19 protein-coding genes and 1 pseudogene are annotated in these 19,866 nt (G+C 70.2%); 15 read left to right on the forward strand and 5 right to left on the reverse strand.

Features of this window, described 5'->3' with window-relative positions:
• Positions 1-30 precede the first annotated feature (30 nt).
• Both ABZO29_RS36640 and hisS read left to right on the forward strand, forming a co-directional pair.
• A complete protein-coding gene (locus ABZO29_RS36640; RefSeq protein WP_367324491.1) occupies positions 31-738 on the forward strand; it encodes an MBL fold metallo-hydrolase in 708 nt (235 codons plus the stop codon).
• Between the two features lie 13 nt (positions 739-751).
• Entirely contained in the window at positions 752-2,014 is a 1,263-nt protein-coding gene (gene hisS, locus ABZO29_RS36645) for a histidine--tRNA ligase (protein ID WP_367324492.1), read from the forward strand.
• An 81-nt stretch (positions 2,015-2,095) separates the two neighbouring features.
• Here the strand turns inward: hisS and ABZO29_RS36650 are convergent, their stop codons facing one another.
• Genes ABZO29_RS36650 through ABZO29_RS36665 form a run of 4 tightly spaced genes read right to left on the reverse strand, consistent with a single transcriptional unit; the run spans position 2,096 to position 5,629 of the window.
• A complete protein-coding gene (locus ABZO29_RS36650; protein WP_367324493.1) occupies positions 2,096-2,719 on the reverse strand; it encodes a response regulator in 624 nt (207 codons plus the stop codon).
• Positions 2,716-3,924, reverse strand: a complete 1,209-nt coding sequence (locus ABZO29_RS36655) for a sensor histidine kinase (RefSeq protein ID WP_367324494.1) — start codon at positions 3,922-3,924, stop codon at positions 2,716-2,718. Before ABZO29_RS36655 ends, ABZO29_RS36650 begins: the two co-directional genes overlap by 4 nt.
• Positions 3,921-4,766 (reverse strand): ABC transporter permease, encoded by an 846-nt coding sequence (locus ABZO29_RS36660; RefSeq protein WP_367324495.1) that lies wholly within the window; start codon positions 4,764-4,766, stop codon positions 3,921-3,923. Before ABZO29_RS36660 ends, ABZO29_RS36655 begins: the two co-directional genes overlap by 4 nt.
• Positions 4,763-5,629 carry an ABC transporter ATP-binding protein gene (locus ABZO29_RS36665; RefSeq protein ID WP_367324496.1) on the reverse strand — a complete coding sequence of 289 codons (867 nt, stop codon included), beginning with the start codon at positions 5,627-5,629 and terminating at the stop codon, positions 4,763-4,765. The genes ABZO29_RS36660 and ABZO29_RS36665 overlap by 4 nt, the downstream gene beginning before the upstream one ends.
• A gap of 143 nt (positions 5,630-5,772) precedes the next feature.
• On the opposite strand from ABZO29_RS36665, the gene ABZO29_RS36670 reads away from it, so the two are divergent.
• From ABZO29_RS36670 to rpsD, 3 genes are all read left to right on the forward strand, one after another.
• The gene (locus ABZO29_RS36670; protein ID WP_367324497.1) at positions 5,773-6,432 is read left to right on the forward strand and encodes a vitamin K epoxide reductase family protein; all 660 of its coding nucleotides are present in this window, start codon (positions 5,773-5,775) and stop codon (positions 6,430-6,432) included.
• A gap of 45 nt (positions 6,433-6,477) precedes the next feature.
• Positions 6,478-7,833, forward strand: coding sequence for a replication-associated recombination protein A (locus ABZO29_RS36675; protein ID WP_367324498.1), 1,356 nt, complete (start codon positions 6,478-6,480; stop codon positions 7,831-7,833).
• Between the two features lie 317 nt (positions 7,834-8,150).
• Positions 8,151-8,765: a 30S ribosomal protein S4 gene (gene rpsD / locus ABZO29_RS36680; protein WP_367324499.1), complete on the forward strand. Its 615-nt coding sequence runs from the start codon at positions 8,151-8,153 to the stop codon at positions 8,763-8,765.
• A 386-nt stretch (positions 8,766-9,151) separates the two neighbouring features.
• Here the strand turns inward: rpsD and ABZO29_RS36685 are convergent.
• Positions 9,152-9,547: pseudogene (locus ABZO29_RS36685) on the reverse strand (AAA family ATPase); the annotation flags it as partial.
• A gap of 211 nt (positions 9,548-9,758) precedes the next feature.
• Here ABZO29_RS36685 and ABZO29_RS36690 point away from each other — a divergent pair.
• The 10 genes from ABZO29_RS36690 to aroB all read left to right on the forward strand — a co-directional run bounded on the left by ABZO29_RS36690 (position 9,759) and on the right by aroB (position 19,833).
• Positions 9,759-10,211 carry a DUF948 domain-containing protein gene (locus ABZO29_RS36690; RefSeq protein ID WP_367324500.1) on the forward strand — a complete coding sequence of 151 codons (453 nt, stop codon included), beginning with the start codon at positions 9,759-9,761 and terminating at the stop codon, positions 10,209-10,211.
• 9 nt (positions 10,212-10,220) lie between these two features.
• Complete coding sequence (locus ABZO29_RS36695; protein ID WP_367324501.1) at positions 10,221-10,580, forward strand: hypothetical protein; 360 nt, start codon at positions 10,221-10,223, stop codon at positions 10,578-10,580.
• Positions 10,580-13,252 (forward strand): alanine--tRNA ligase, encoded by a 2,673-nt coding sequence (gene alaS, locus ABZO29_RS36700; RefSeq protein ID WP_367324502.1) that lies wholly within the window; start codon positions 10,580-10,582, stop codon positions 13,250-13,252. The genes ABZO29_RS36695 and alaS overlap by 1 nt, the downstream gene beginning before the upstream one ends.
• Positions 13,252-13,716: a Holliday junction resolvase RuvX gene (gene ruvX, locus ABZO29_RS36705; protein ID WP_367324503.1), complete on the forward strand. Its 465-nt coding sequence runs from the start codon at positions 13,252-13,254 to the stop codon at positions 13,714-13,716. Before alaS ends, ruvX begins: the two co-directional genes overlap by 1 nt.
• 121 nt (positions 13,717-13,837) lie before the next feature.
• Positions 13,838-15,637, forward strand: a complete 1,800-nt coding sequence (gene mltG / locus ABZO29_RS36710) for an endolytic transglycosylase MltG (protein ID WP_367324504.1) — start codon at positions 13,838-13,840, stop codon at positions 15,635-15,637.
• On the forward strand, positions 15,618-16,457 hold the full coding sequence (locus ABZO29_RS36715; RefSeq protein ID WP_367324505.1) for a shikimate dehydrogenase: 840 nt from the start codon (positions 15,618-15,620) through the stop codon (positions 16,455-16,457). The genes mltG and ABZO29_RS36715 overlap by 20 nt, the downstream gene beginning before the upstream one ends.
• A gap of 64 nt (positions 16,458-16,521) precedes the next feature.
• A complete protein-coding gene (locus ABZO29_RS36720; protein ID WP_367324506.1) occupies positions 16,522-16,887 on the forward strand; it encodes a hypothetical protein in 366 nt (121 codons plus the stop codon).
• Positions 16,888-17,048: 161 nt separating this feature from the next.
• Positions 17,049-18,233, forward strand: a complete 1,185-nt coding sequence (aroC, locus tag ABZO29_RS36725) for a chorismate synthase (RefSeq protein ID WP_367324507.1) — start codon at positions 17,049-17,051, stop codon at positions 18,231-18,233.
• Positions 18,230-18,745: a shikimate kinase gene (locus ABZO29_RS36730; protein ID WP_367324508.1), complete on the forward strand. Its 516-nt coding sequence runs from the start codon at positions 18,230-18,232 to the stop codon at positions 18,743-18,745. The genes aroC and ABZO29_RS36730 overlap by 4 nt, the downstream gene beginning before the upstream one ends.
• Positions 18,742-19,833 (forward strand): 3-dehydroquinate synthase, encoded by a 1,092-nt coding sequence (gene aroB, locus ABZO29_RS36735; RefSeq protein ID WP_367324509.1) that lies wholly within the window; start codon positions 18,742-18,744, stop codon positions 19,831-19,833. The genes ABZO29_RS36730 and aroB overlap by 4 nt, the downstream gene beginning before the upstream one ends.
• Positions 19,834-19,866 lie beyond the last annotated feature (33 nt).

Here is a 19,866-nt window from a genome sequence, read left to right on the forward strand (position 1 = left end):
CCGCCCGTATCGACACAACGAAGGACGATCGTGCTCATTGCCGGGTTCCCCGCCGGGGCCTGGGGGACGAACTGTTATCTCGTCGCCCCCGCCGCCGGTGAGGAGTGCGTGATCATCGACCCGGGCCATCAGGCGGCCTCAGGAGTCGAGGAAGCGCTGAAGAAGCATCGGCTCAAGCCCGTCGCCGTCGTCCTCACCCACGGCCACATCGACCACGTGGCCTCGGTCGTCCCCGTGTGCGGCGCGCACGACGTGCCGGCGTGGATCCACCCCGAGGACCGCTACATGATGGCGGACCCCGAGAAGGCGCTCGGCCGGTCCATCGGCATGCCGCTGATGGGCGAGCTGACCGTGGGGGAGCCGGACGACGTCAAGGAGCTGACCGACGGCGCGAAGCTGGACCTCGCGGGCCTCGAGTTCTCCGTCGCGCACGCGCCGGGCCATACCAGGGGGTCGGTGACCTTCCAGATGCCCGAGACCGCGGACATCCCGTCGGTCTTCTTCTCGGGTGATCTGCTCTTTGCCGGCTCCATAGGACGCACCGACCTGCCCGGCGGTGACATGGCCGAGATGCTCGACTCGCTGGCCCGCGTGTGCCTGCCGCTCGACGACTCGACCGTGGTGCTGTCCGGCCACGGCCCCCAGACGACCATCGGCCAGGAGCGCGCCACCAACCCGTATCTGCGGCAGGTGGCCGCCGGCCTCGGGAGCGTGGACGCTCCCCGACGAGGAATGTGACGAGAGACTTTCCGTGAGTACCTTTCAGGCACCCAAGGGCACGTACGACCTGATTCCGCCGCGCTCCGCGAAGTTCCTCGCGGTACGCGAGGCGATCGCCACCCCCCTTCGCAACTCCGGCTACGGCTACATCGAGACACCCGGCTTCGAGAACGTCGAGTTGTTCGCCCGTGGTGTCGGTGAGTCCACCGACATCGTCACCAAGGAGATGTACGCCTTCGAGACGAAGGGCGGCGACAAGCTGGCGCTGCGCCCCGAGGGAACGGCTTCCGTGCTGCGCGCCGCACTCGAGGCCAACCTGCACAAGGCCGGCAACCTCCCTGTCAAGCTCTGGTACTCGGGTTCCTACTACCGGTACGAGCAGCCCCAAGCGGGGCGCTACCGCCACTTCTCCCAGGTCGGCGCCGAGGCGATCGGCGCCGAGGACCCGGCCCTGGACGCCGAGCTGATCATCCTGGCCGACCACGCGTACCGGTCGCTGGGGCTCAGCAACTTCCGTGTCCTGCTGAACAGCCTGGGCGACAAGGAGTGCCGGCCGGTGTACCGGGCCGCCCTGCAGGACTTCCTGCGTGGACTGGACCTGGACGAGGACACGCGCCGCCGCGTCGACATCAACCCGCTGCGGGTGCTGGACGACAAGCGGGAGTCGGTGCAGAAGCAGCTGACGGGCGCCCCGCTGCTGCGCGACTACCTGTGCGATGCCTGCAAGGCGTACCACGAGGAGGTCCGCGAGCTGATCACGGGAGCCGGTGTCTCCTTCGAGGACGACCCGAAGCTGGTCCGCGGCCTGGACTACTACACCCGTACGACCTTCGAGTTCGTCCACGACGGTCTGGGCTCCCAGTCCGCGGTCGGCGGTGGCGGCCGCTACGACGGCCTCTCCGAGATGATCGGTGGCCCCGCGCTGCCGTCGGTGGGGTGGGCCCTCGGTGTCGACCGTACGGTTCTCGCGCTGGAGGCGGAGGGCGTCGAGCTCGAACTCCCCTCCGTGACCAGCGTGTTCGCGGTGCCGCTCGGAGCGGAGGCCCGGCGGTTGCTGTTCACGAAGGTCACCGAGCTGCGGAAGGTCGGCATCGCCGCCGACTTCATGTACGGCTCGAAGGGTCTCAAGGGCGCCATGAAGAACGCCAACCGCAGCGGCGCCCGGTACGCGATCGTCGCCGGGGAGCGGGACCTCGCGGAGGGCGTAGTCCAGCTCAAGGACATGGACTCCGGAGAGCAGGTCGCGATCGGCGTGCACGAGATCGTGGCGGAGCTGGAGGCAAGGCTGGGCTGAGGGTCCCGGGGTGGCGGGCGGGTGGTTCTCGCCCCCGCCGCCCCTACCCGTCCCACCCCGCGGGGACGGGCGCAGGAAACCTCAGTCGAGCAACCCGTACCGCATCGCACTCGTCACCGCTGCCGTGCGGTCGTCCACCCCCAACTTGCCGAACGCCCGCAGCAGATGCGTCTTCACGGTCGACTCCCCGATGTACAGCCGCCGCCCGATCTCCGCGTTCGTGCAACCCTCCGCCACCAGCCGAAGCACCGCAGTCTCCCGCTCTGACAGCCGCGGCCGCTCCGGTTTCGCGCGCAGCTGGTCCACCAGCCGCGCGGCCACCGACGGCGCCAGTACCGTCTCGCCCCGCGCCGCCGCCCGTACCGCCTCCGCCAGCTCACCCCTCGGCAGGTCCTTGAGCAGGTACCCCGCCGCCCCGGCCTCCACGGCCCGCAGGATGTCGCGGTCCGTCTCGTACGTCGTCAGGACGATCACCCGGCACGGCAGACCCGCCTCGCTCATCCGCACGATCGAGTCGACGCCCCCGCCGCCCGGCATCCGCAGGTCCATGAGCACGATGTCGGGCCGGAGTTCCGCCGCCAGCGCCTCCGCCTGAGGGCCGCTCGACGCGTCCGCGACCACCTCCAGGTCGGGCTCGGCACTGAGCATCGCCCGCAGGCCCTCCCGTACGACGGGATGGTCGTCGGCCAGGACGATCCGGATCACGCTGAGCTCCTCGAAGGCGATGACGGCGATACGGGCAGGCGTACGGTCACCGTCGTACCGTCGCCGGGCCTGCTGCTGATCTGCGCGGTCCCGCCGACCTCCGTGGCCCTGGCACGCAGCCCCGCAAGACCGTAGCCGTCACAGGGCGCGCCCGGTTCGAAGCCGCAGCCGTCGTCCCGCACGGACACGGTGAGCGTGTTGTCGGCGTACGTCAGCGCGATGCCCACCGCCACCGAACTCCCGGCGTGCTTACGGGCGTTCGCCAGCGCCTCCTGGCAGGAGCGCAGCGCCACCACCTCGGGGCCGGCGGGCAGTGGGCGCACCGGGCCGGTCACGTCCAGCGTGGCATCGTGCCGGGCGGCCAGGCGCCGCAGCGCGTCGGGCAGGGAGGCCCCTTCGAGGTCGGCGGGCGTACCGCCGGAGACCAGGGCGCGCGCCTCGGCGAGATTCTGCCGGGCGGTCTCGTCCATCAGCGCGAGATGGCGGCGGGCCTGCGGGACGTCGTGGTCGAGTTCGGCCTCCACCGCCTGGGTCAGCATCAGCAGGCTGGTGAAGCCCTGCGCGAGGGTGTCATGGATCTCGCGGGCCATCCGCTCCCGCTCGGCCAGGGCGCCGTGTGCCGCCGACAGCCGCGCGACCTCGTGGCGGCTGGCGTCCAACTCCGCTATCAGCGCGGCCCGTTCCTGGCTCTGCTCGATGATCCGGATCACCCAGCTGCCGACGGCCACCGAGAAGGTCAGGGTGACCACGGCGAACAGCCCGTTGAAGAAGACGTCCTGGTCACTGGGCCACCACAGCAGCGCCCAGCCCACCACGGGCCCGAGGTTGATGACGGCCACGGCGGCCAGCGCCCACCGCATCCGCAGCGTCATGAAGCACTGCGGGACGAGTGCGAACGTCATCAGACGGGTCTCGCCGACCAGGATCGCCGACGGCAGGAACAGCGCCATCATCGCAGTGAGGTAGCCGAGTGCCTTCCGCGCGTCGGGCGGATCCTCCTTCAGGAGGGGACGTCCCACCCACACGAACAGGGGGATCAGCGGCACCAGCAGCGCCGCCGCGGTGACGCGGACCGGCCACCCCGGGTGTCCCGTGCCCAGCACGAACGTCAGGGTGGCCAGCCAGATCAGCGCGAAGTAGGTGTCCCAGAGCCGGAACGAGCGGTCCCAGGTGTACGCGCCGCCCGCCCCCGCCGGACCGCTCATCCGTCGCGCCGGTTCTTCCACCGGAAGGTCAGCAGGCACAGCACCAATCCTCCGACGCACCAGGCCCCGAGCACCAGGGCGACCCGCCCGAACTCCCAGCCGCCGGCTTGCTCCAGGACCTGTGCCGACTCCGGCAGGAACACCCCGCGCAGCCCCTGGCACATCCACTTCAACGGGAACAGGGCACCGATGTTCAGCATCCAGTCCGGGATGGTGTCGATGGCGATGTACACCCCGGAGATGAACTGCAGGACGAGGAAGGGCAGGACGACCACGGAGGTGGCACTCTTGCCCGATTTCGGGACCGAGCTGATCGCGATGCCGAGCAGCGCGCACGCCGTGAGTCCGAGGACGAAGATCCACGCCAGGTCGAACCAACGGGCGGCGCTCGAAGGGAGATCGACGTCGTAGAAGGTGGTGCCGACGAGCAGAAGGATCGCGGTCTCCAGGAGACCGGTGACCAGAACCAGCCAGATCTTGCCGAGGAAGTACGCGGACGGAGGCATGGGCGTGCCGCGAAGTCGGCGCAGCACCTTCTCGTCGCGTTCGATCGCGATCGAGATGCCGAGGGACTGGAAGCTCGTCGACATGATTCCGGCGGCCGTCATCGCCGGAACGTACAGCTGCGAGGCGGTGATGCCCGCGCCGCTCACGTCGTCATGGAAGATCGACGCGAACAGGAACAGGAACACCACCGGGAAGGCGAAGGTGAACACCACCTGGTCGCGCTGCCGGAAGAACTGCTTGATCTCCAGGGCGCCGCGCTGCATCCCGAGCCCCCAGGCTCCCGGCAGTCGCCCGGTCGGGCTGTCCGTGCGGGCCCGTGCGACGGTCGTCGTCATCGTGCGTCCTCCTGTCCGGTCAGCCCGAGGTAGACGTCCTCGAGCGTGGGGCGGCTCACCCGAAGTCCCGGGATCTCGCCGTCGAAGCGGTGCATGAGCTCGGCGACCGTCCTCGTCGGCGTGTCCGTGCGCATGGAACGCACGCTGCCGTCGGCCTCCGCCCACTCGACGGTGGTCCCCGTGCCGTGCCGCTCCCGCAGGGTGCCGGGCTCGCCCTCGGCCACGACCCGGCCCCTGGCGACGATCGCCAGCCGGTGCGCGAGCGTCTCCGCCTCCTCCAGGTAGTGCGTGGTCAGCAGGATCGTCGTGCCCTCGTCGGCGAGCCTGCGGATGAGCTCCCAGAACTGGCGCCGGGCCGCCGGGTCGAAGCCGGTCGTCGGCTCGTCCAGGAGCAGCAGTTCGGGGCCGCCGATCACACCGAGCGCCACATCGAGACGCCGGCGTTGACCGCCCGAGAGAGCCTTGATCCGGCTGCCGGCCTTGGCCTCCAGACCCACCAGGCCGATGACCTCCTCCGGGTCCCGCGGCCGCGGGTAGTAGCGGGCGAAGTGGCGCACCGACTCGCCGACCGTCAACTCCGCGGGCGCAGATTCGTCCTGCCAGACGATTCCGACGCGCGAGCGCCACGCGCGCGTGCCGGTCGCCGGGTCGGCGCCGAGGACACGGACCTCGCCCGCGTCCCGGCTCCGGTTGCCCTGCAGGATCTCCACCGTGGTGCTCTTGCCCGCACCGTTGGGCCCGAGCAGACCGTAGACCTCGCCCCGGCGGATGCCGAGGTCGATGCCGTCCACCGCGGTCACGTCCCCGTACTGCTTGCGCAGCCCCCGTACGTCCACCGCGAGATCGTTCGCGTGTGTTGTCATGCCTCGAGCCTCGGCTGGAACCGAACGCTCCGGGACGACCGTGCGTACCCCCTTATGTCCACCGAACGGTGGACGCACGGCCGTGTGCGGCACAATGGCCCTGCCCGAAGATGGTCCAAGTCTCAAGTGACGGAATCGGCGTGATGAGCAAGACGACAGTCAAGGACGTCTCCACCAAGCCCGAGCCGGAGCGCGCCGAAGCGGCCGCGCCGCGTACGGAGGGCGGGAGCCGTGCCTTCGCCCTGCTGCTGGTGATCACCGGCGCCGCCGGACTGCTCGCCGCCTGGGTCATCACGATCGACAAGTTCAAGCTGCTCGAGGCCAAGGTCGCGGGCACGACCTTCACACCGGGCTGCAGCCTCAACCCCGTGGTGTCCTGCGGCAGCGTGATGGAGTCCAAGCAGGCCGCCGCCTTCGGCTTCCCCAACCCGATGCTCGGCCTGGTCTGCTACGGCATCGTCATCTGCGTCGGCATCAGCCTGCTCGCCCGCGCCCGCTTCCCGCGCTGGTACTGGCTGACCTTCAACTTCGGCACGCTCTTCGGAGTGGGCTTCTGCACCTGGCTGCAGTTCCAGTCCCTGTACCGGATCAACGCCCTGTGCCTGTGGTGCTCCCTGGCCTGGGTCGCCACGATCATCATGTTCTGGTACGTGACGTCGTTCAACATCCGTAACGACTTCCTGCCTGCCCCGCGCCGGCTCAAGAGCTTCTTCGGCGAGTTCACCTGGGTCGTGCCCGCGCTGCACATCGGCATCATCGGCATGCTGATCCTGACCCGCTGGTGGGAGTTCTGGACCAGCTGACCACGCCCTGCCGCGTTGTCAGTGCGGTGATTTAGGGTTTTGGACGTGGAGCCCGACCTGTTCACCGCAGCCGCAGAAGAACGCCAGGAGAAGGATCCGGCAGGAAGCCCCCTGGCGGTCCGGATGCGCCCGCGCACCCTCGACGAGGTGGTGGGCCAGCAGCACCTGCTGAAGCCGGGCTCGCCCCTGCGCCGCCTGGTCGGCGAGGGCGCGGGCGGCCCCGCCGGCCCGTCCTCGGTCATCCTCTGGGGCCCGCCCGGCACCGGCAAGACGACCTTGGCGTACGTCGTCTCGAAGGCCACCAACAAGCGCTTCGTCGAACTGTCGGCGATCACCGCGGGCGTGAAGGAGGTCCGGGCGGTCATCGACGGCGCCCGCCGCGCCACCGGCGGCTTCGGCAAGGAGACCGTCCTCTTCCTCGACGAGATCCACCGCTTCAGCAAGGCCCAGCAGGACTCCCTCCTCCCGGCCGTCGAGAACCGCTGGGTGACCCTGATCGCGGCGACCACCGAGAACCCGTACTTCTCGGTGATCTCCCCGTTGCTGTCCCGCTCCCTTCTCCTCACCCTCGAACCCCTCACCGACGACGACCTGCGCGGCCTCATCAAGCGCGCCCTCACCGACGAGCGCGGCCTCAAGGACGCGGTCACGCTCCCCGAGGACACCGAGGAGCACCTGCTGCGGATCGCCGGCGGCGACGCCCGGCGCGCCCTGACGGCCCTGGAGGCCGCCGCCGGAGCCGCACTGGACCAGGGTGAGAGCGAGATCAGCCTCCAGACCCTGGAGCAGACGGTCGACCGGGCCGCCGTGAAGTACGACCGCGACGGCGACCAGCACTACGACGTCGCCAGCGCGCTCATCAAGTCAATCCGCGGCTCCGACGTCGACGCCGCCCTGCACTACCTGGCCCGGATGATCGAGGCCGGCGAGGACCCCCGCTTCATCGCCCGCCGCCTGATGATCTCCGCCAGCGAGGACATCGGCCTCGCCGATCCGGGCGCCCTGCCGATCGCGGTCGCCGCCGCCCAGGCCGTCGCCCTGATCGGCTTCCCCGAGGCCGCCCTCACCCTCAGCCACGCCACCATCGCCCTCGCCCTGGCCCCCAAGTCCAACTCCGCGACCACGGCGATCGGCGCCGCCATGGACGACGTACGCAAGGGACTGGCCGGACCCGTCCCGCCGCACCTGCGCGACGGGCACTACAAGGGAGCCGCCAAACTGGGCCACGCACAGGGGTACGTCTATCCGCACGACGTGCCCGAGGGCATCGCCGCCCAGCAGTACGCCCCGGACGCCCTCAAGGACCGCGAGTACTACGCCCCGACCCGGCACGGCGCCGAGGCGCGATACGCGGACGCCGTCGAGTGGACCAGGAAGCACCTCGGTCGCAGGCGGTCCTGAGCGCCCTGTAGACTTCGACGCGGTGCTGAGTCCTGCGCAGTCAGAGCGGGACAGTCAGCCGGAGATCCAGTCCCTCGCGGACTGACTCCAGGAGCGTCGCGCACCGTCGAACGGTGTCGCGGGCAGCCCACCACCACCCGGAACTCCGGAAACGGTCGGTGGGCCACTCGCGTGCTGCACGTATGTGCCCAGACCAGGGGAGCGGCTGCCCATCCTGTCCGACAGTCCGCCAGGACGAGGACAGGGCGGGTTTCCCCGGCTGCGGATGCGACCTCCCTCAACCCTGACAAGCCGAAACAAGGAAAGAGAAAAGGACAGTGGCGAACCAGTCCCGCCCCAAGGTCAAGAAGTCGCGTGCCCTCGGCATCGCGCTGACCCCGAAGGCCGTCAAGTACTTCGAGGCCCGTCCCTACCCGCCGGGTGAGCACGGCCGTGGTCGCAAGCAGAACTCGGACTACAAGGTCCGTCTGCTGGAGAAGCAGCGTCTGCGCGCGCAGTACGACATCTCCGAGCGCCAGCTGGTCCGCGCCTACGAGCGTGCCTCCAAGGTGCAGGGCAAGACCGGTGAGGCCCTGATCGTGGAGCTCGAGCGCCGTCTCGACGCCCTGGTCCTGCGTTCGGGCATCGCCCGCACCATCTATCAGGCCCGTCAGATGGTCGTTCACGGCCACATCGAGGTCAACGGCCAGAAGGTCGACAAGCCGTCGTTCCGCGTCCGTCCCGACGACGTCGTGATGGTCCGCGAGCGCAGCCGCGAGAAGACCCTCTTCGCGATCGCCCGCGAGGGTGGCTTCGCCCCCGACGGTGAGACCCCCCGCTACCTGCAGGTGAACCTCAAGGCCCTGGCGTTCCGCCTGGACCGCGAGCCGAACCGCAAGGAAGTCCCGGTCATCTGCGACGAGCAGCTCGTCGTCGAGTACTACGCCCGCTGATCATCGGCAGGCGGTAGTACCACCTCAGCCCGCCGTCTCCCCGCCCTTCCGGGTGGGCGAGGCGGCGGGTTCGTGCATGTCCGCCGCACCCCGCGCATGCCGGACCGGTGCGCGCGGCGCCGGCAAGGCGTCCGGCGACCGCGTGCCGCCCCGCCGCCCCGCCGCAGCGCCCGGGCCACGGCCGCCTCCCGCCCGAGCCTCCTGCCCGCCGTACGCACTCCTCGTACCGCTTGTCGCCCAGCCGCTCCCGGGCCGTCGTCTCGCACAACTCGTGCGGCGCGTTGCAGTACGCCGAGCCGAACTGCGGCAGCCCCACCGACGGCCACAACGCGGCCTCCGCGCCCTGGAGCAGCGCGGCCTCCTCCGCGTCGCCCTCCCCAGCTGTGACCAGCGGCGAGCACCCGGAGCCCCGGCGCCCGGCGCAGGAGGTCGGCCACCGGCGAGGCACACACGTCCACCAAGTGCTCGAACCCGTCCAGGACGAGCAGGAGTCGACGGTCCGCGAGGTGGTCGAGCAGCGCCGCGCGCGGTCGCCGCAGGGTGTGGTCGGTCAGTCCCAGGGCCGCCACGACCGCATGGTCGACGGACTCCGGGTCGCGCACCGGCGCCGGCTCCACACGCCAGGCACTGTCGCGCGACCCGCCGTCCGGCGCCGCACGGGCCGCCAGCCGCGACTTGCCGACTCCGCCCGGGCCGGTCGGCGTCACAAGGCGCGAGGCACCGAGTGCCCGCGCCAGCCCGGCGAGTTCGGCGGACCGCCCCACGAACGCGTCGAGCTCCACGGGGAGGTTGCCGTACGCGGTGCCGTCGCCGGGCTGGGGATCTCACATGGAATACGGAGCGTACTGAACAGTATTCAGACCGTACAATCGCGTCGCGCAACTCCACCGGGCAGGGGCGGTAATCCGGTACGGAGCCCCATCCCCGGCGCGATAGGCTCGGGGCACGACTTTTTCGATGTAGACCGATGCAGAGGCACGTTTCAGGGAGCGGGTGCGCACAGTGTCCGGTGGCGAGGTGGCCGGGATCCTGGTGGCCGTCTTCTGGGCGATCCTGGTCTCCTTCCTCGCCGTCGCGCTGGTGAGGGTGGCCCAGACGCTCAGGGCGACCACCAAGCTCGTGGCGGACGTGACCGACCAGGCCGTCCCGCTGCTGGCCGACGCCTCCGCGGCGGTGCGCTCCGCCCAGACCCAGATCGACCGGGTCGACGCGATCGCCTCGGACGTCCAGGAGGTCACGTCGAACGCGTCCGCGCTCTCGACGACCGTCGCCTCCACCTTCGGCGGCCCCCTGGTCAAGGTCGCGGCCTTCGGCTACGGCGTGCGCCGGGCCCTCGGCCGCAGGGACGACGAGCCGGCCAAGGCGCCCCGGCGTACCGTGATCGTGGGCCGGACCGTCCCGGCCGCGCGGCGGGCGAAGCGCGCTTCCCGTGGAAAGAGGGACTGAGAGCCAGCGATGTTCCGCCGTACGTTCTGGTTCACCACGGGCGTCGCCGCCGGTGTGTGGGCCACCACCAAGGTCAACCGCAAGCTGAAGCAGCTGACCCCCGAGAGCCTCGCCACGACCGCGGCGAACAAGGCACTCGAGACGGGACAGCGCCTCAAGGACCGAGCGGTGGGCTTCGCCCTCGACGTCCGCTACAACATGGCCCAGCGGGAGGCCGAGCTGGGGGAGGCGCTGGGGCTCCACGCGGACCCCGAACTCCCCGCGCCCAGGCAGTACGCCGCCATCGAGAACCGCAACAGCCCGAAGTACGTCGACGCACCGACGTACTCGCAGACGAAGCACTCGTACAACCGGAATGAGGACCACTGATGGAGTCGGCCGAGATTCGCCGCCGCTGGCTGAGCTTCTTCGAGGAGCGCGGGCACACCGTCGTCCCTTCGGCGTCGCTCATCGCGGACGACCCGACTCTGCTCCTCGTCCCGGCCGGCATGGTGCCCTTCAAGCCCTACTTCCTGGGTGAGGTCAAGCCGCCCTACCCGCGCGCCACCAGCGTGCAGAAGTGCGTGCGCACGCCCGACATCGAAGAGGTCGGCAAGACCACGCGGCACGGCACCTTCTTCCAGATGTGCGGCAACTTCTCCTTCGGCGACTACTTCAAGGAAGGCGCCGTCAAGCTCGCCTGGGAGCTGCTCACCAACCCCCAGGACAAGGGCGGTTACGGCCTCGACCCCGAGCGGCTGTGGATCACCGTCTACCAGGACGACGACGAGGCCGAGCAGATCTGGCACGAGGTCGTCGGCGTGCCCAAGGAGCGCATCCAGCGCCTGGGCATGAAGGACAACTTCTGGTCCATGGGCGTCCCCGGCCCCTGCGGCCCCTGTTCCGAGATCAACTACGACCGCGGCCCCGAGTTCGGCGTCGAGGGCGGCCCCGCCGTCAACGACGAGCGGTACGTGGAGATCTGGAACCTCGTCTTCATGCAGTACGAGCGGGGCGAGGGCACCGGCAAGGACAACTTCGAGATCCTCGGCGACCTCCCGAGCAAGAACATCGACACCGGTCTCGGCCTCGAGCGTCTCGCCATGATTCTGCAGGGCGTGCAGAACATGTACGAGATCGACACCTCCATGGCCGTCATCAACAAGGCCACCGAGCTGACCGGTGTCGCCTACGGCGACGCCCACGACTCGGACGTCTCCCTGCGCGTGGTCACCGACCACATGCGCACGGCCACCATGCTCATCGGCGACGGCGTCACCCCCGGCAACGAGGGCCGCGGCTACGTCCTGCGTCGCATCATGCGCCGCGCCATCCGCAACATGCGTCTGCTGGGTGCCACCGGCCCGGTCGTCAAGGACCTCGTCGACACGGTGATCGGCATGATGGGCCAGCAGTACCCCGAGCTCATCACCGACCGCGAGCGCATCGAGAAGGTCGCCCTCGCCGAGGAGAACGCCTTCCTCAAGACCCTGAAGGCCGGCACCAACATCCTCGACACGGCCGTCACCGAGACCAAGGCCGCCGGCGGCACCGTCCTGCCCGGCGACAAGGCCTTCCTGCTCCACGACACCTGGGGCTTCCCGATCGACCTCACCCTCGAAATGGCCGGCGAGCAGGGCCTTTCCGTGGACGAGGACGGCTTCCGCCGCCTGATGAAGGAGCAGCGGGAGCGTGCCAAGGCCGACGCCCAGGCCAAGAAGACCGGTCACGCCGGCGCGGGTGCCTACCGCGAGATCGCCGACAAGGTCGGCGAGACGGACTTCATCGGCTACTCGGACACCGAGGGCGAGTCCACGATCGTCGGCATCCTTGTCGACGGAGTCTCGTCCCCGGCCGCGACCGAGGGCGACGAGGTCGAGATCGTCCTCGACCGCACCCCCTTCTACGCCGAGGGCGGCGGCCAGATCGGCGACACCGGCCGGATCAAGGCCGACTCCGGTGCCGTCATCGAGATCCGCGACTGCCAGAAGCCTGTCCCGGGGGTCTACGTCCACAAGGGCGTCGTCCAGGTCGGCGAGGTGACGGTCGGAGCCAAGGCCCACGCCGCCATCGACAACCGCCGCCGCAAGGCCATCGCCCGAGCCCACTCGGCCACCCACCTCACCCACCAGGCCCTGCGCGACGCCCTCGGCCCGACGGCCGCCCAGGCCGGTTCCGAGAACCAGCCCGGCCGCTTCCGCTTCGACTTCGGTTCGCCGTCCGCCGTTCCGACGGCCGTGATGACCGACGTCGAGCAGAAGATCAACGAGGTGCTCGCCCGCGACCTCGACGTCCGCGCCGACGTCATGGGCATCGACGAGGCCAAGAAGCAGGGCGCCATCGCCGAGTTCGGCGAGAAGTACGGCGAGCGCGTCCGTGTCGTCACCATCGGCGACTTCTCCAAGGAGCTGTGCGGCGGCACGCACGTCCACAACACCGCCCAGCTCGGCCTGGTGAAGCTGCTCGGGGAGTCGTCGATCGGCTCGGGTGTCCGCCGTATCGAGGCCCTCGTCGGCGTCGACGCCTACTCCTTCCTCGCCCGTGAGCACACGGTCGTCAACCAGCTCACCGAGTTGCTCAAGGGCCGGCCGGAGGAGCTCCCGGAGAAGGTCTCCACCATGCTCGGCAAGCTGAAGGACGCCGAGAAGGAGATCGAGAAGTTCCGCGCCGAGAAGGTGCTGCAGGCCGCCGCCGGTCTCGTCGAGTCCGCCAAGGACGTCCGTGGCGTTGCTGTCGTGACCGGTCAGGTTCCGGACGGCACCACCGCCGACGACCTGCGCAAGCTCGTCCTCGACGTGCGCGGCCGCATCCAGGGCGGCCGGTCCGCCGTGGTCGCCCTGTTCACGGTGGCGAACGGCAAGCCGCTGACGGTGATCGCCACCAACGAGGCCGCCCGCGAGCGCGGTCTGAAGGCCGGCGACCTGGTCCGCACGGCCGCCAAGACCCTCGGAGGCGGCGGTGGCGGCAAGCCGGACGTCGCCCAGGGCGGCGGCCAGAACCCGGCCGCCATCGGCGAGGCCGTCGACGCCGTCGAGCGGCTCGTGGCGGAAACGGCCAAGTGATGCGCAGAGGACGTCGACTCGCGGTCGACGTCGGGGACGCCCGTGTCGGGGTCGCCTCGTGCGACCCCGACGGGATCCTCGCCACCCCGGTGGAGACGGTCCCGGGACGGGACGTTCCCGCAGCTCACCGGCGCCTCAAGCAACTGGTCGAGGAGTACGAGCCGATCGAGGTGGTCGTCGGTCTCCCTCGCTCCCTCAAGGGGGGCGAGGGCCCGGCCGCCGTCAAGGTCCGCGCCTTCGCGCAGGAGCTGGCCAAGGGCATCGCGCCGGTTCCGGTACGGCTGGTGGACGAGCGGATGACCACGGTCACGGCCAGTCAGGGGTTGCGTGCCTCGGGCGTGAAATCGAAGAAGGGCCGGTCGGTCATCGACCAGGCAGCCGCTGTGATCATCCTTCAGCAGGCACTCGAATCCGAACGGGTGTCAGGCAAAGCACCCGGAGAGGGCGTCGAAGTGGTCATCTGATCGCGATACGGTAACGTTCCGCGCGATGCGGCGGCGTTCGAACAGCCACCGCACAGAGAGAGGCGGGACGGGAGCCGAGTCAGAAGCCGCGCGACCGCCGCCTCGCGGCTCGAGGGGATCGATGACTGAGTATGGCCGGGGCCAAGGCTCCGAACCGTGGCATCCGGAGGACCCGTATTACGGGGACGGCGGATGGGATGGGCAGCAGGCCCACGCGGGCCATCAGCCTGCCTACGGCGGCCAGCCGCAGCACCACCCGCAGCAGCCGCACCACCCGCAGCAGCCGCAGCAGCCGGAGTACGGCGACTGGGGCGACGGCCGGCAGGCCGCGTACGGTCAGGCGCAACAGCAGTACCAGCAGTACAACAACCAGTACCAGCAGTACGAGCAGAACCAGCAGTACGAGCAGAACCAGCAGTACGGCCAGAACCAGCAGTACGGCCAGAACCAGTACGACCAGCAGAGGTACTCCGGCCAGGCCCAGCAGTACGGCCAGGGCCAGGAGCAGTACCACCAGGGCGGCTGGGACGGCACCGGCACCCACGCGCAGGTCCCGTACGCCGCCGAGCCGGGTGACCCGTACGGTCGGCAGGCCGCGGCCTACGGCGGCGAGCAGCCCGACTACTACGGCACTCCGGAGGCCTACCCGCCGCCCGAGCCGCCGAGCCGGCGGCGCACCGAGCCGGAACCGGAGCGGACCGACTGGGACCCGGGCCCCGATCAGGGCGAGCACGCCTTCTTCGCGGGCGGGGACGATGACGACGCCGAGGCGGACGCCCCCGACGGGCGTGGCGAGCGGCGCGGTCGCGGCGGCAAGAGCGGCAAGGGCGGCAAGGACAAGAAGCGCCGCAGCGGATGCGCCTGCCTGGTGGTCGTGCTCGTGTTCGGTGGCGGTCTCGCCGGGGCCGGTTATTTCGGCTACCAGTTCTACCAAGATCGTTTCGGCCCGGCGCCGGACTATGCCGGCGACGGCACCAGCGAGACCGTGAGCGTCGAGATCCCCAAGGGCGCGGGCGGTTACGAGATCGGCCGCAGGCTCAAGGAGGCGGGCGTCGTCAAGAGCGTCGACGCGTTCGTGTCCGCCCAGCAGGAGAATCCCAAGGGGAACTCGATCCAGGCCGGCGCGTACATCCTGAAGAAACAGATGTCCGCCGCGAGCGCCGTCGAAATGATGCTCGACCCCAAGAGCCAGGCCAACGTCGTGGTCGCTCCTGGGCAGCGCAACATCCAGGTCTACAAGGCGATCGACACGAAGCTCGGCCTTTCCTCCGGCACCACCCAGAAGGTCGCCGAGAAGGAATACAAGAGTCTCGGGCTGCCCAGCTGGGCGAACAACAACAGCGAGATCAAGGACCCGCTGGAAGGCTTCCTGTTCCCGGGCACCTACGCTGCCGCCAAGGGCATGAAGCCCCAGGCGATCCTGAAGGGCATGGTGACTCAGGCCACGAAGAAGTACCAGGCGTACGATCTCGAGGCCAAGGCCAAGGCGCTCAAGCTGGACAACCCCTTGCAGCTCGTCACCGTCGCGAGCCTCGTCCAGGCAGAGGGCAAGACCAGCGACGACTACCGCAAGATGGCGGAGGTGGTCTACAACCGCCTCGACCGCGCGAACCCCGAGACCTACGGGTTCCTGCAGTTCGACTCGACCTTCAATTACCTGAAGAACCAGAGCAACATCGACATCAGTGAGTCGGAGATCAACCGCAACAAGGACCCGTACAACACGTACACCAACAAGGGCCTGCCGCCCGGTCCGATCGGAAACCCGGGCGATGTCGCGATCAAGGCAACGCTGAATCCGACCGACGACGGCTGGTACTACTTCGTGGCGACCGACGGCGTGAGCAAGACCGAATTCGCCAAGACGCACGCGGAATTCCAGAGGCTCAAGGACAAGTTCAATGAGAGCTCGGGCAGCTGACGCCCGCCGGGCCGCGGTGCTCGGTTCACCGATCGCGCACTCCCTCTCCCCGGTGCTGCACCGCGCCGCCTACCAGGAGCTGGGTCTCGCGGACTGGTCGTACGACCGCTTCGAGGTCGACGAGGCCGCCCTGCCGGGATTCTTCGAGCAACTCGGTACCGAGTGGGCGGGCCTGTCGCTGACCATGCCGCTGAAGCGGGCCGTCATCCCGCTGCTCGACGGGATCAGCGAGACGGCGGCCTCGGTGGAGGCGGTCAACACCGTCGTGTTCACCGAGGACGGCCGCCGCCTCGGCGACAACACCGACATCCCCGGCATGGTCGCCGCGCTGCGCGAGCGCGGCATCGAACAGGTCGACTCGGCGGCGATCCTCGGCGCCGGCGCCACCGCCTCCTCCGCGCTGGCCGCGCTCGCCCGGATCTGCACCGGCGAGGTCGTCGCCTACGTCCGCAGCGCGGCCCGCGCCGCCGAGATGCGCCAGTGGGGCGAGCGGCTCGACGTCGAGGTCCGTACGGCGGACTGGGCGGACGCGGCCGAGGCGCTGCGCGCACCGCTGGTCGTGGCGACCACCCCGGCCGGGACGACGGACGCCCTCGCCGCCGCCGTACCGGAGCGGCCCGCCACCCTCTTCGACGTGCTCTACGACCCCTGGCCGACCGCCCTCGCGGCCCGCTGGTCGATGTACGGCGGTGCGGTCGTGGGCGGCCTCGACCTTCTGGTGCACCAGGCCGTGCTGCAGGTGGAGCAGATGACCGGCCGCTCGCCGGCTCCGGTGGACGCCATGCGAAAAGCGGGCGAACACGCGCTCGCCGACCGATAGGATCCGCTGAGTTCCGCAGGGGGCGGAGAGGACCAACGGGGAAGAAAACAGGGGGAGTACGACCATGTCCAGCGTGCCCACAGGTGTGCCACTGGCGTCCGGCAAGAGCGAGATCTTCGAGATCGTCCTGAAGTTCCTGCCCGACTGGGTCCAGGTGACGGTGCTGAGCCTGATCATCCTCGCCGTCGTCGTGTCCTGGATCCTCAAGCTGAAGAACAAGATCGCCTACCGGCGTGCGGTGCGGGCCGGCCAGGCCGTTCCCGCGGCGGCGCAGTACGGGCAGGGACGCGGCGCCGACTACCTGGGGGAGTACGCCCCGCAGCAGACCCGGCCTCAGCCGCAGCAGCCCAGTGGCGCCGAGCAGCCCAGTGGCGCCGACTTCCTCGGCTCCTACGCGCCGCAGCAGCCCCAGCGGGACGCCGCCTCCTGACCGTGCCGCGTCCGCCTGATGGACCGGCGGCCGGGTCCGGGCCCCGGACGTGGGAGGATCGGGAGTGGCGGACCAGGGCCGCGCACCCGGTCACGCCGTCGCCGTACGCGAGGACGCGCGTACACAGGGCAGTACCAGGGCGCGAGCACTGAGGAGCACCGTTGAGCAGGTTGCGCTGGCTGACCGCGGGGGAGTCCCACGGTCCCGCACTCGTGGCGACGCTGGAGGGCCTTCCCTCCGGTGTACCGATCACCACGGAGATGGTGGCGGACCATCTGGCGCGCCGGCGGCTCGGCTATGGACGCGGTGCGCGGATGAAGTTCGAGCGCGACGAGGTCACCTTTCTCGGTGGCGTCCGGCACGGGCTGACCCTCGGCTCCCCGGTTGCGGTCATGGTGGGCAACACCGAGTGGCCGAAGTGGGAACAGGTCATGGCGGCCGACCCGGTCGATCCGGAGGTGCTCGCGGGGCTGGCCCGCAACGCCCCGCTGACCCGGCCGCGGCCCGGCCACGCCGACCTCGCAGGCATGCAGAAGTACGGCTTCGACGAGGCCCGGCCGATCCTGGAGCGCGCCTCGGCACGTGAGACGGCCGCGCGGGTCGCGCTCGGCGCGGTCGCCCGGTCGTACCTGAAGGAGACGGCCGGCATCGAGATCGTCTCCCACGTCGTGGAACTGGCCGCCGCGAAGGCGCCGTACGGCGTGTACCCGACCCCCGCCGACGTCGAGAAGCTCGACGCCGACCCGGTGCGCTGCCTGGACACGGACGCGTCGAAGGCGATGGTCGCGGAGATCGACCAGGCCCACAAGGACGGCGACACCCTCGGCGGTGTGGTCGAGGTGCTGGCGTACGGCGTCCCGGTGGGCCTCGGCTCGCACGTGCACTGGGACCGCCGCCTGGACGCGCGTCTGGCCGCCGCCCTCATGGGCATCCAGGCGATCAAGGGCGTGGAGGTCGGCGACGGCTTCGACCTCGCGCGGGTGCCCGGCTCCAAGGCGCACGACGAGATCGTCACCACCGACGAGGGCATCAGGCGCGCCTCCGGCCGCTCCGGCGGCACCGAGGGCGGGCTGACCACGGGCGAGCTGCTGCGGGTGCGCGCCGCGATGAAGCCGATCGCGACCGTCCCGCGGGCGCTGCAGACCGTGGACGTCTCCACGGGCGAGGCCGCCCAGGCCCACCACCAGCGCTCCGACGTCTGCGCGGTCCCGGCGGCCGGCATCGTCGCCGAGGCCATGGTGGCCCTCGTCCTCGCGGACGCGGTCGCCGAGAAGTTCGGCGGCGACAGCGTCACCGAGACCCGCCGCAACGTGCAGTCGTACCTCGACCACCTCCAGATCCGATGAGCGGGCCCCTGGTCGTCCTGGTCGGTCCGATGGGCGTCGGCAAGTCCACCGTCGGGCAGCAGCTGGCAGAGCGGCTCGGCGTCGGCTACCGGGACACCGACGACGACATCGTGGCCGAGCAGGGCCGCACCATCGCCGAGATCTTCGTCGACGAGGGCGAGCCGGTCTTCCGCGCGATCGAGAAGCGGGCCGTGCACAGTGCGCTGGCCGAGCACGACGGTGTCCTCGCGCTCGGGGGCGGCGCGATCCTCGACGAGGACACGCGCGCCCTGCTCGCCGGGCAGCGCGTCGTGTACCTCTCGATGGACGTCGAGGAAGCGGTCAAGCGCACCGGCCTGAACGCGGCCCGCCCGCTGCTCGCCGTCAACCCGCGCAAGCAGTGGCGCGAACTGATGGAGGCGAGGCGGCACCTGTACGAGGGCATCGCCACCGCCGTCGTACCCACGGACGGCCGTACGCCCGATGAGGTCACCCAAGCATGCCTGGACGCCCTGGAGTTGAAGGAAGCATGAGCGAGGCAGTCACCCGGATCCAGGTCGGCGGAACCGCGGGCACCGAGCCGTACGAGGTCCTGGTCGGCCGTCAGCTGCTCGGCGAACTTGCCGGACTGATCGGCGAGAAGGCCAAGCGGGTCGCCGTCATCCACCCCGAGGCGCTCGCCGAGACCGGCGACGCCCTGCGCGCCGACCTGGCCGAGCAGGGCTACGAGGCCGTCGCCATCCAGGTGCCCAACGCGGAGGAGGCCAAGACCGCGGAGGTCGCCGCCTACTGCTGGAAGGCGCTGGGCCAGTCCGGGTTCACGCGCAGTGACGTCATCGTCGGCGTGGGCGGCGGCGCGACCACGGACCTGGCCGGCTTCGTGGCCGCGACCTGGCTGCGCGGAGTGCGCTGGATCGCCGTCCCGACCACCGTGCTCGCCATGGTGGACGCGGCCGTCGGCGGCAAGACCGGCATCAACACGGCCGAGGGCAAGAACCTCGTCGGCGCCTTCCACCCGCCGGCCGGTGTGCTGTGCGACCTGGCCGCGCTGGACTCCCTCCCGGTCAACGACTACGTCTCCGGGCTCGCCGAGATCATCAAGGCCGGCTTCATCGCCGACCCCGCGATCCTCGAGCTCATCGAGTCCGACCCCGAGGCCGCCCGCACGCCGACCGGCCCGCACACGGCCGAGCTGATCGAGCGCTCCATCAGGGTCAAGGCCGAAGTGGTCTCCTCCGACCTGAAGGAGTCGGGACTCAGGGAGATCCTCAACTACGGCCACACGCTGGGCCACGCCATCGAGAAGAACGAGCGCTACAAGTGGCGGCACGGCGCCGCCGTCGCCGTGGGGATGCACTTCGCCGCCGAACTCGGCCGTCTGGCAGGCAGGTTGGACGACGCGACGGCCGACCGCCACCGCACCGTCCTGGAGTCGGTCGGCCTGCCCCTGCACTACCGCTACGACCAGTGGCCCAAGCTCCTGGAGACGATGAAGGTCGACAAGAAGTCCCGCGGGGACCTGCTGCGCTTCATCGTCCTGGACGGCCTGGCCAAGCCCACCGTGCTGGAGGGACCGGACCCGGCGGTACTGCTCGCCGCGTACGGCGAAGTGGGGGAGTGAGTCCCGACGGACAGCCTTCCGCCCGATTTGCCT

This window comes from Streptomyces sp. HUAS ZL42 (assembly GCF_040782645.1).
Classification (GTDB): domain Bacteria; phylum Actinomycetota; class Actinomycetes; order Streptomycetales; family Streptomycetaceae; genus Streptomyces.

Coding starts and splice junctions, on each gene's coding strand:
- ABZO29_RS36655 (WP_367324494.1), bottom strand. CDS start 3,924: ATGAGCGGTCCGGCGGGGGCGGGCGGCGCGTACACCTGGGACCGCTCG.
- ABZO29_RS36660 (WP_367324495.1), bottom strand. CDS start 4,766: ATGACGACGACCGTCGCACGGGCCCGCACGGACAGCCCGACCGGGCGA.
- ABZO29_RS36665 (WP_367324496.1), bottom strand. CDS start 5,629: ATGACAACACACGCGAACGATCTCGCGGTGGACGTACGGGGGCTGCGC.
- ABZO29_RS36670 (WP_367324497.1), top strand. CDS start 5,773: ATGAGCAAGACGACAGTCAAGGACGTCTCCACCAAGCCCGAGCCGGAG.
- ABZO29_RS36695 (WP_367324501.1), top strand. CDS start 10,221: ATGTTCCGCCGTACGTTCTGGTTCACCACGGGCGTCGCCGCCGGTGTG.
- alaS (WP_367324502.1), top strand. CDS start 10,580: ATGGAGTCGGCCGAGATTCGCCGCCGCTGGCTGAGCTTCTTCGAGGAG.
- ruvX (WP_367324503.1), top strand. CDS start 13,252: ATGCGCAGAGGACGTCGACTCGCGGTCGACGTCGGGGACGCCCGTGTC.
- mltG (WP_367324504.1), top strand. CDS start 13,838: ATGACTGAGTATGGCCGGGGCCAAGGCTCCGAACCGTGGCATCCGGAG.
- ABZO29_RS36715 (WP_367324505.1), top strand. CDS start 15,618: ATGAGAGCTCGGGCAGCTGACGCCCGCCGGGCCGCGGTGCTCGGTTCA.
- ABZO29_RS36720 (WP_367324506.1), top strand. CDS start 16,522: ATGTCCAGCGTGCCCACAGGTGTGCCACTGGCGTCCGGCAAGAGCGAG.
- ABZO29_RS36730 (WP_367324508.1), top strand. CDS start 18,230: ATGAGCGGGCCCCTGGTCGTCCTGGTCGGTCCGATGGGCGTCGGCAAG.
- aroB (WP_367324509.1), top strand. CDS start 18,742: ATGAGCGAGGCAGTCACCCGGATCCAGGTCGGCGGAACCGCGGGCACC.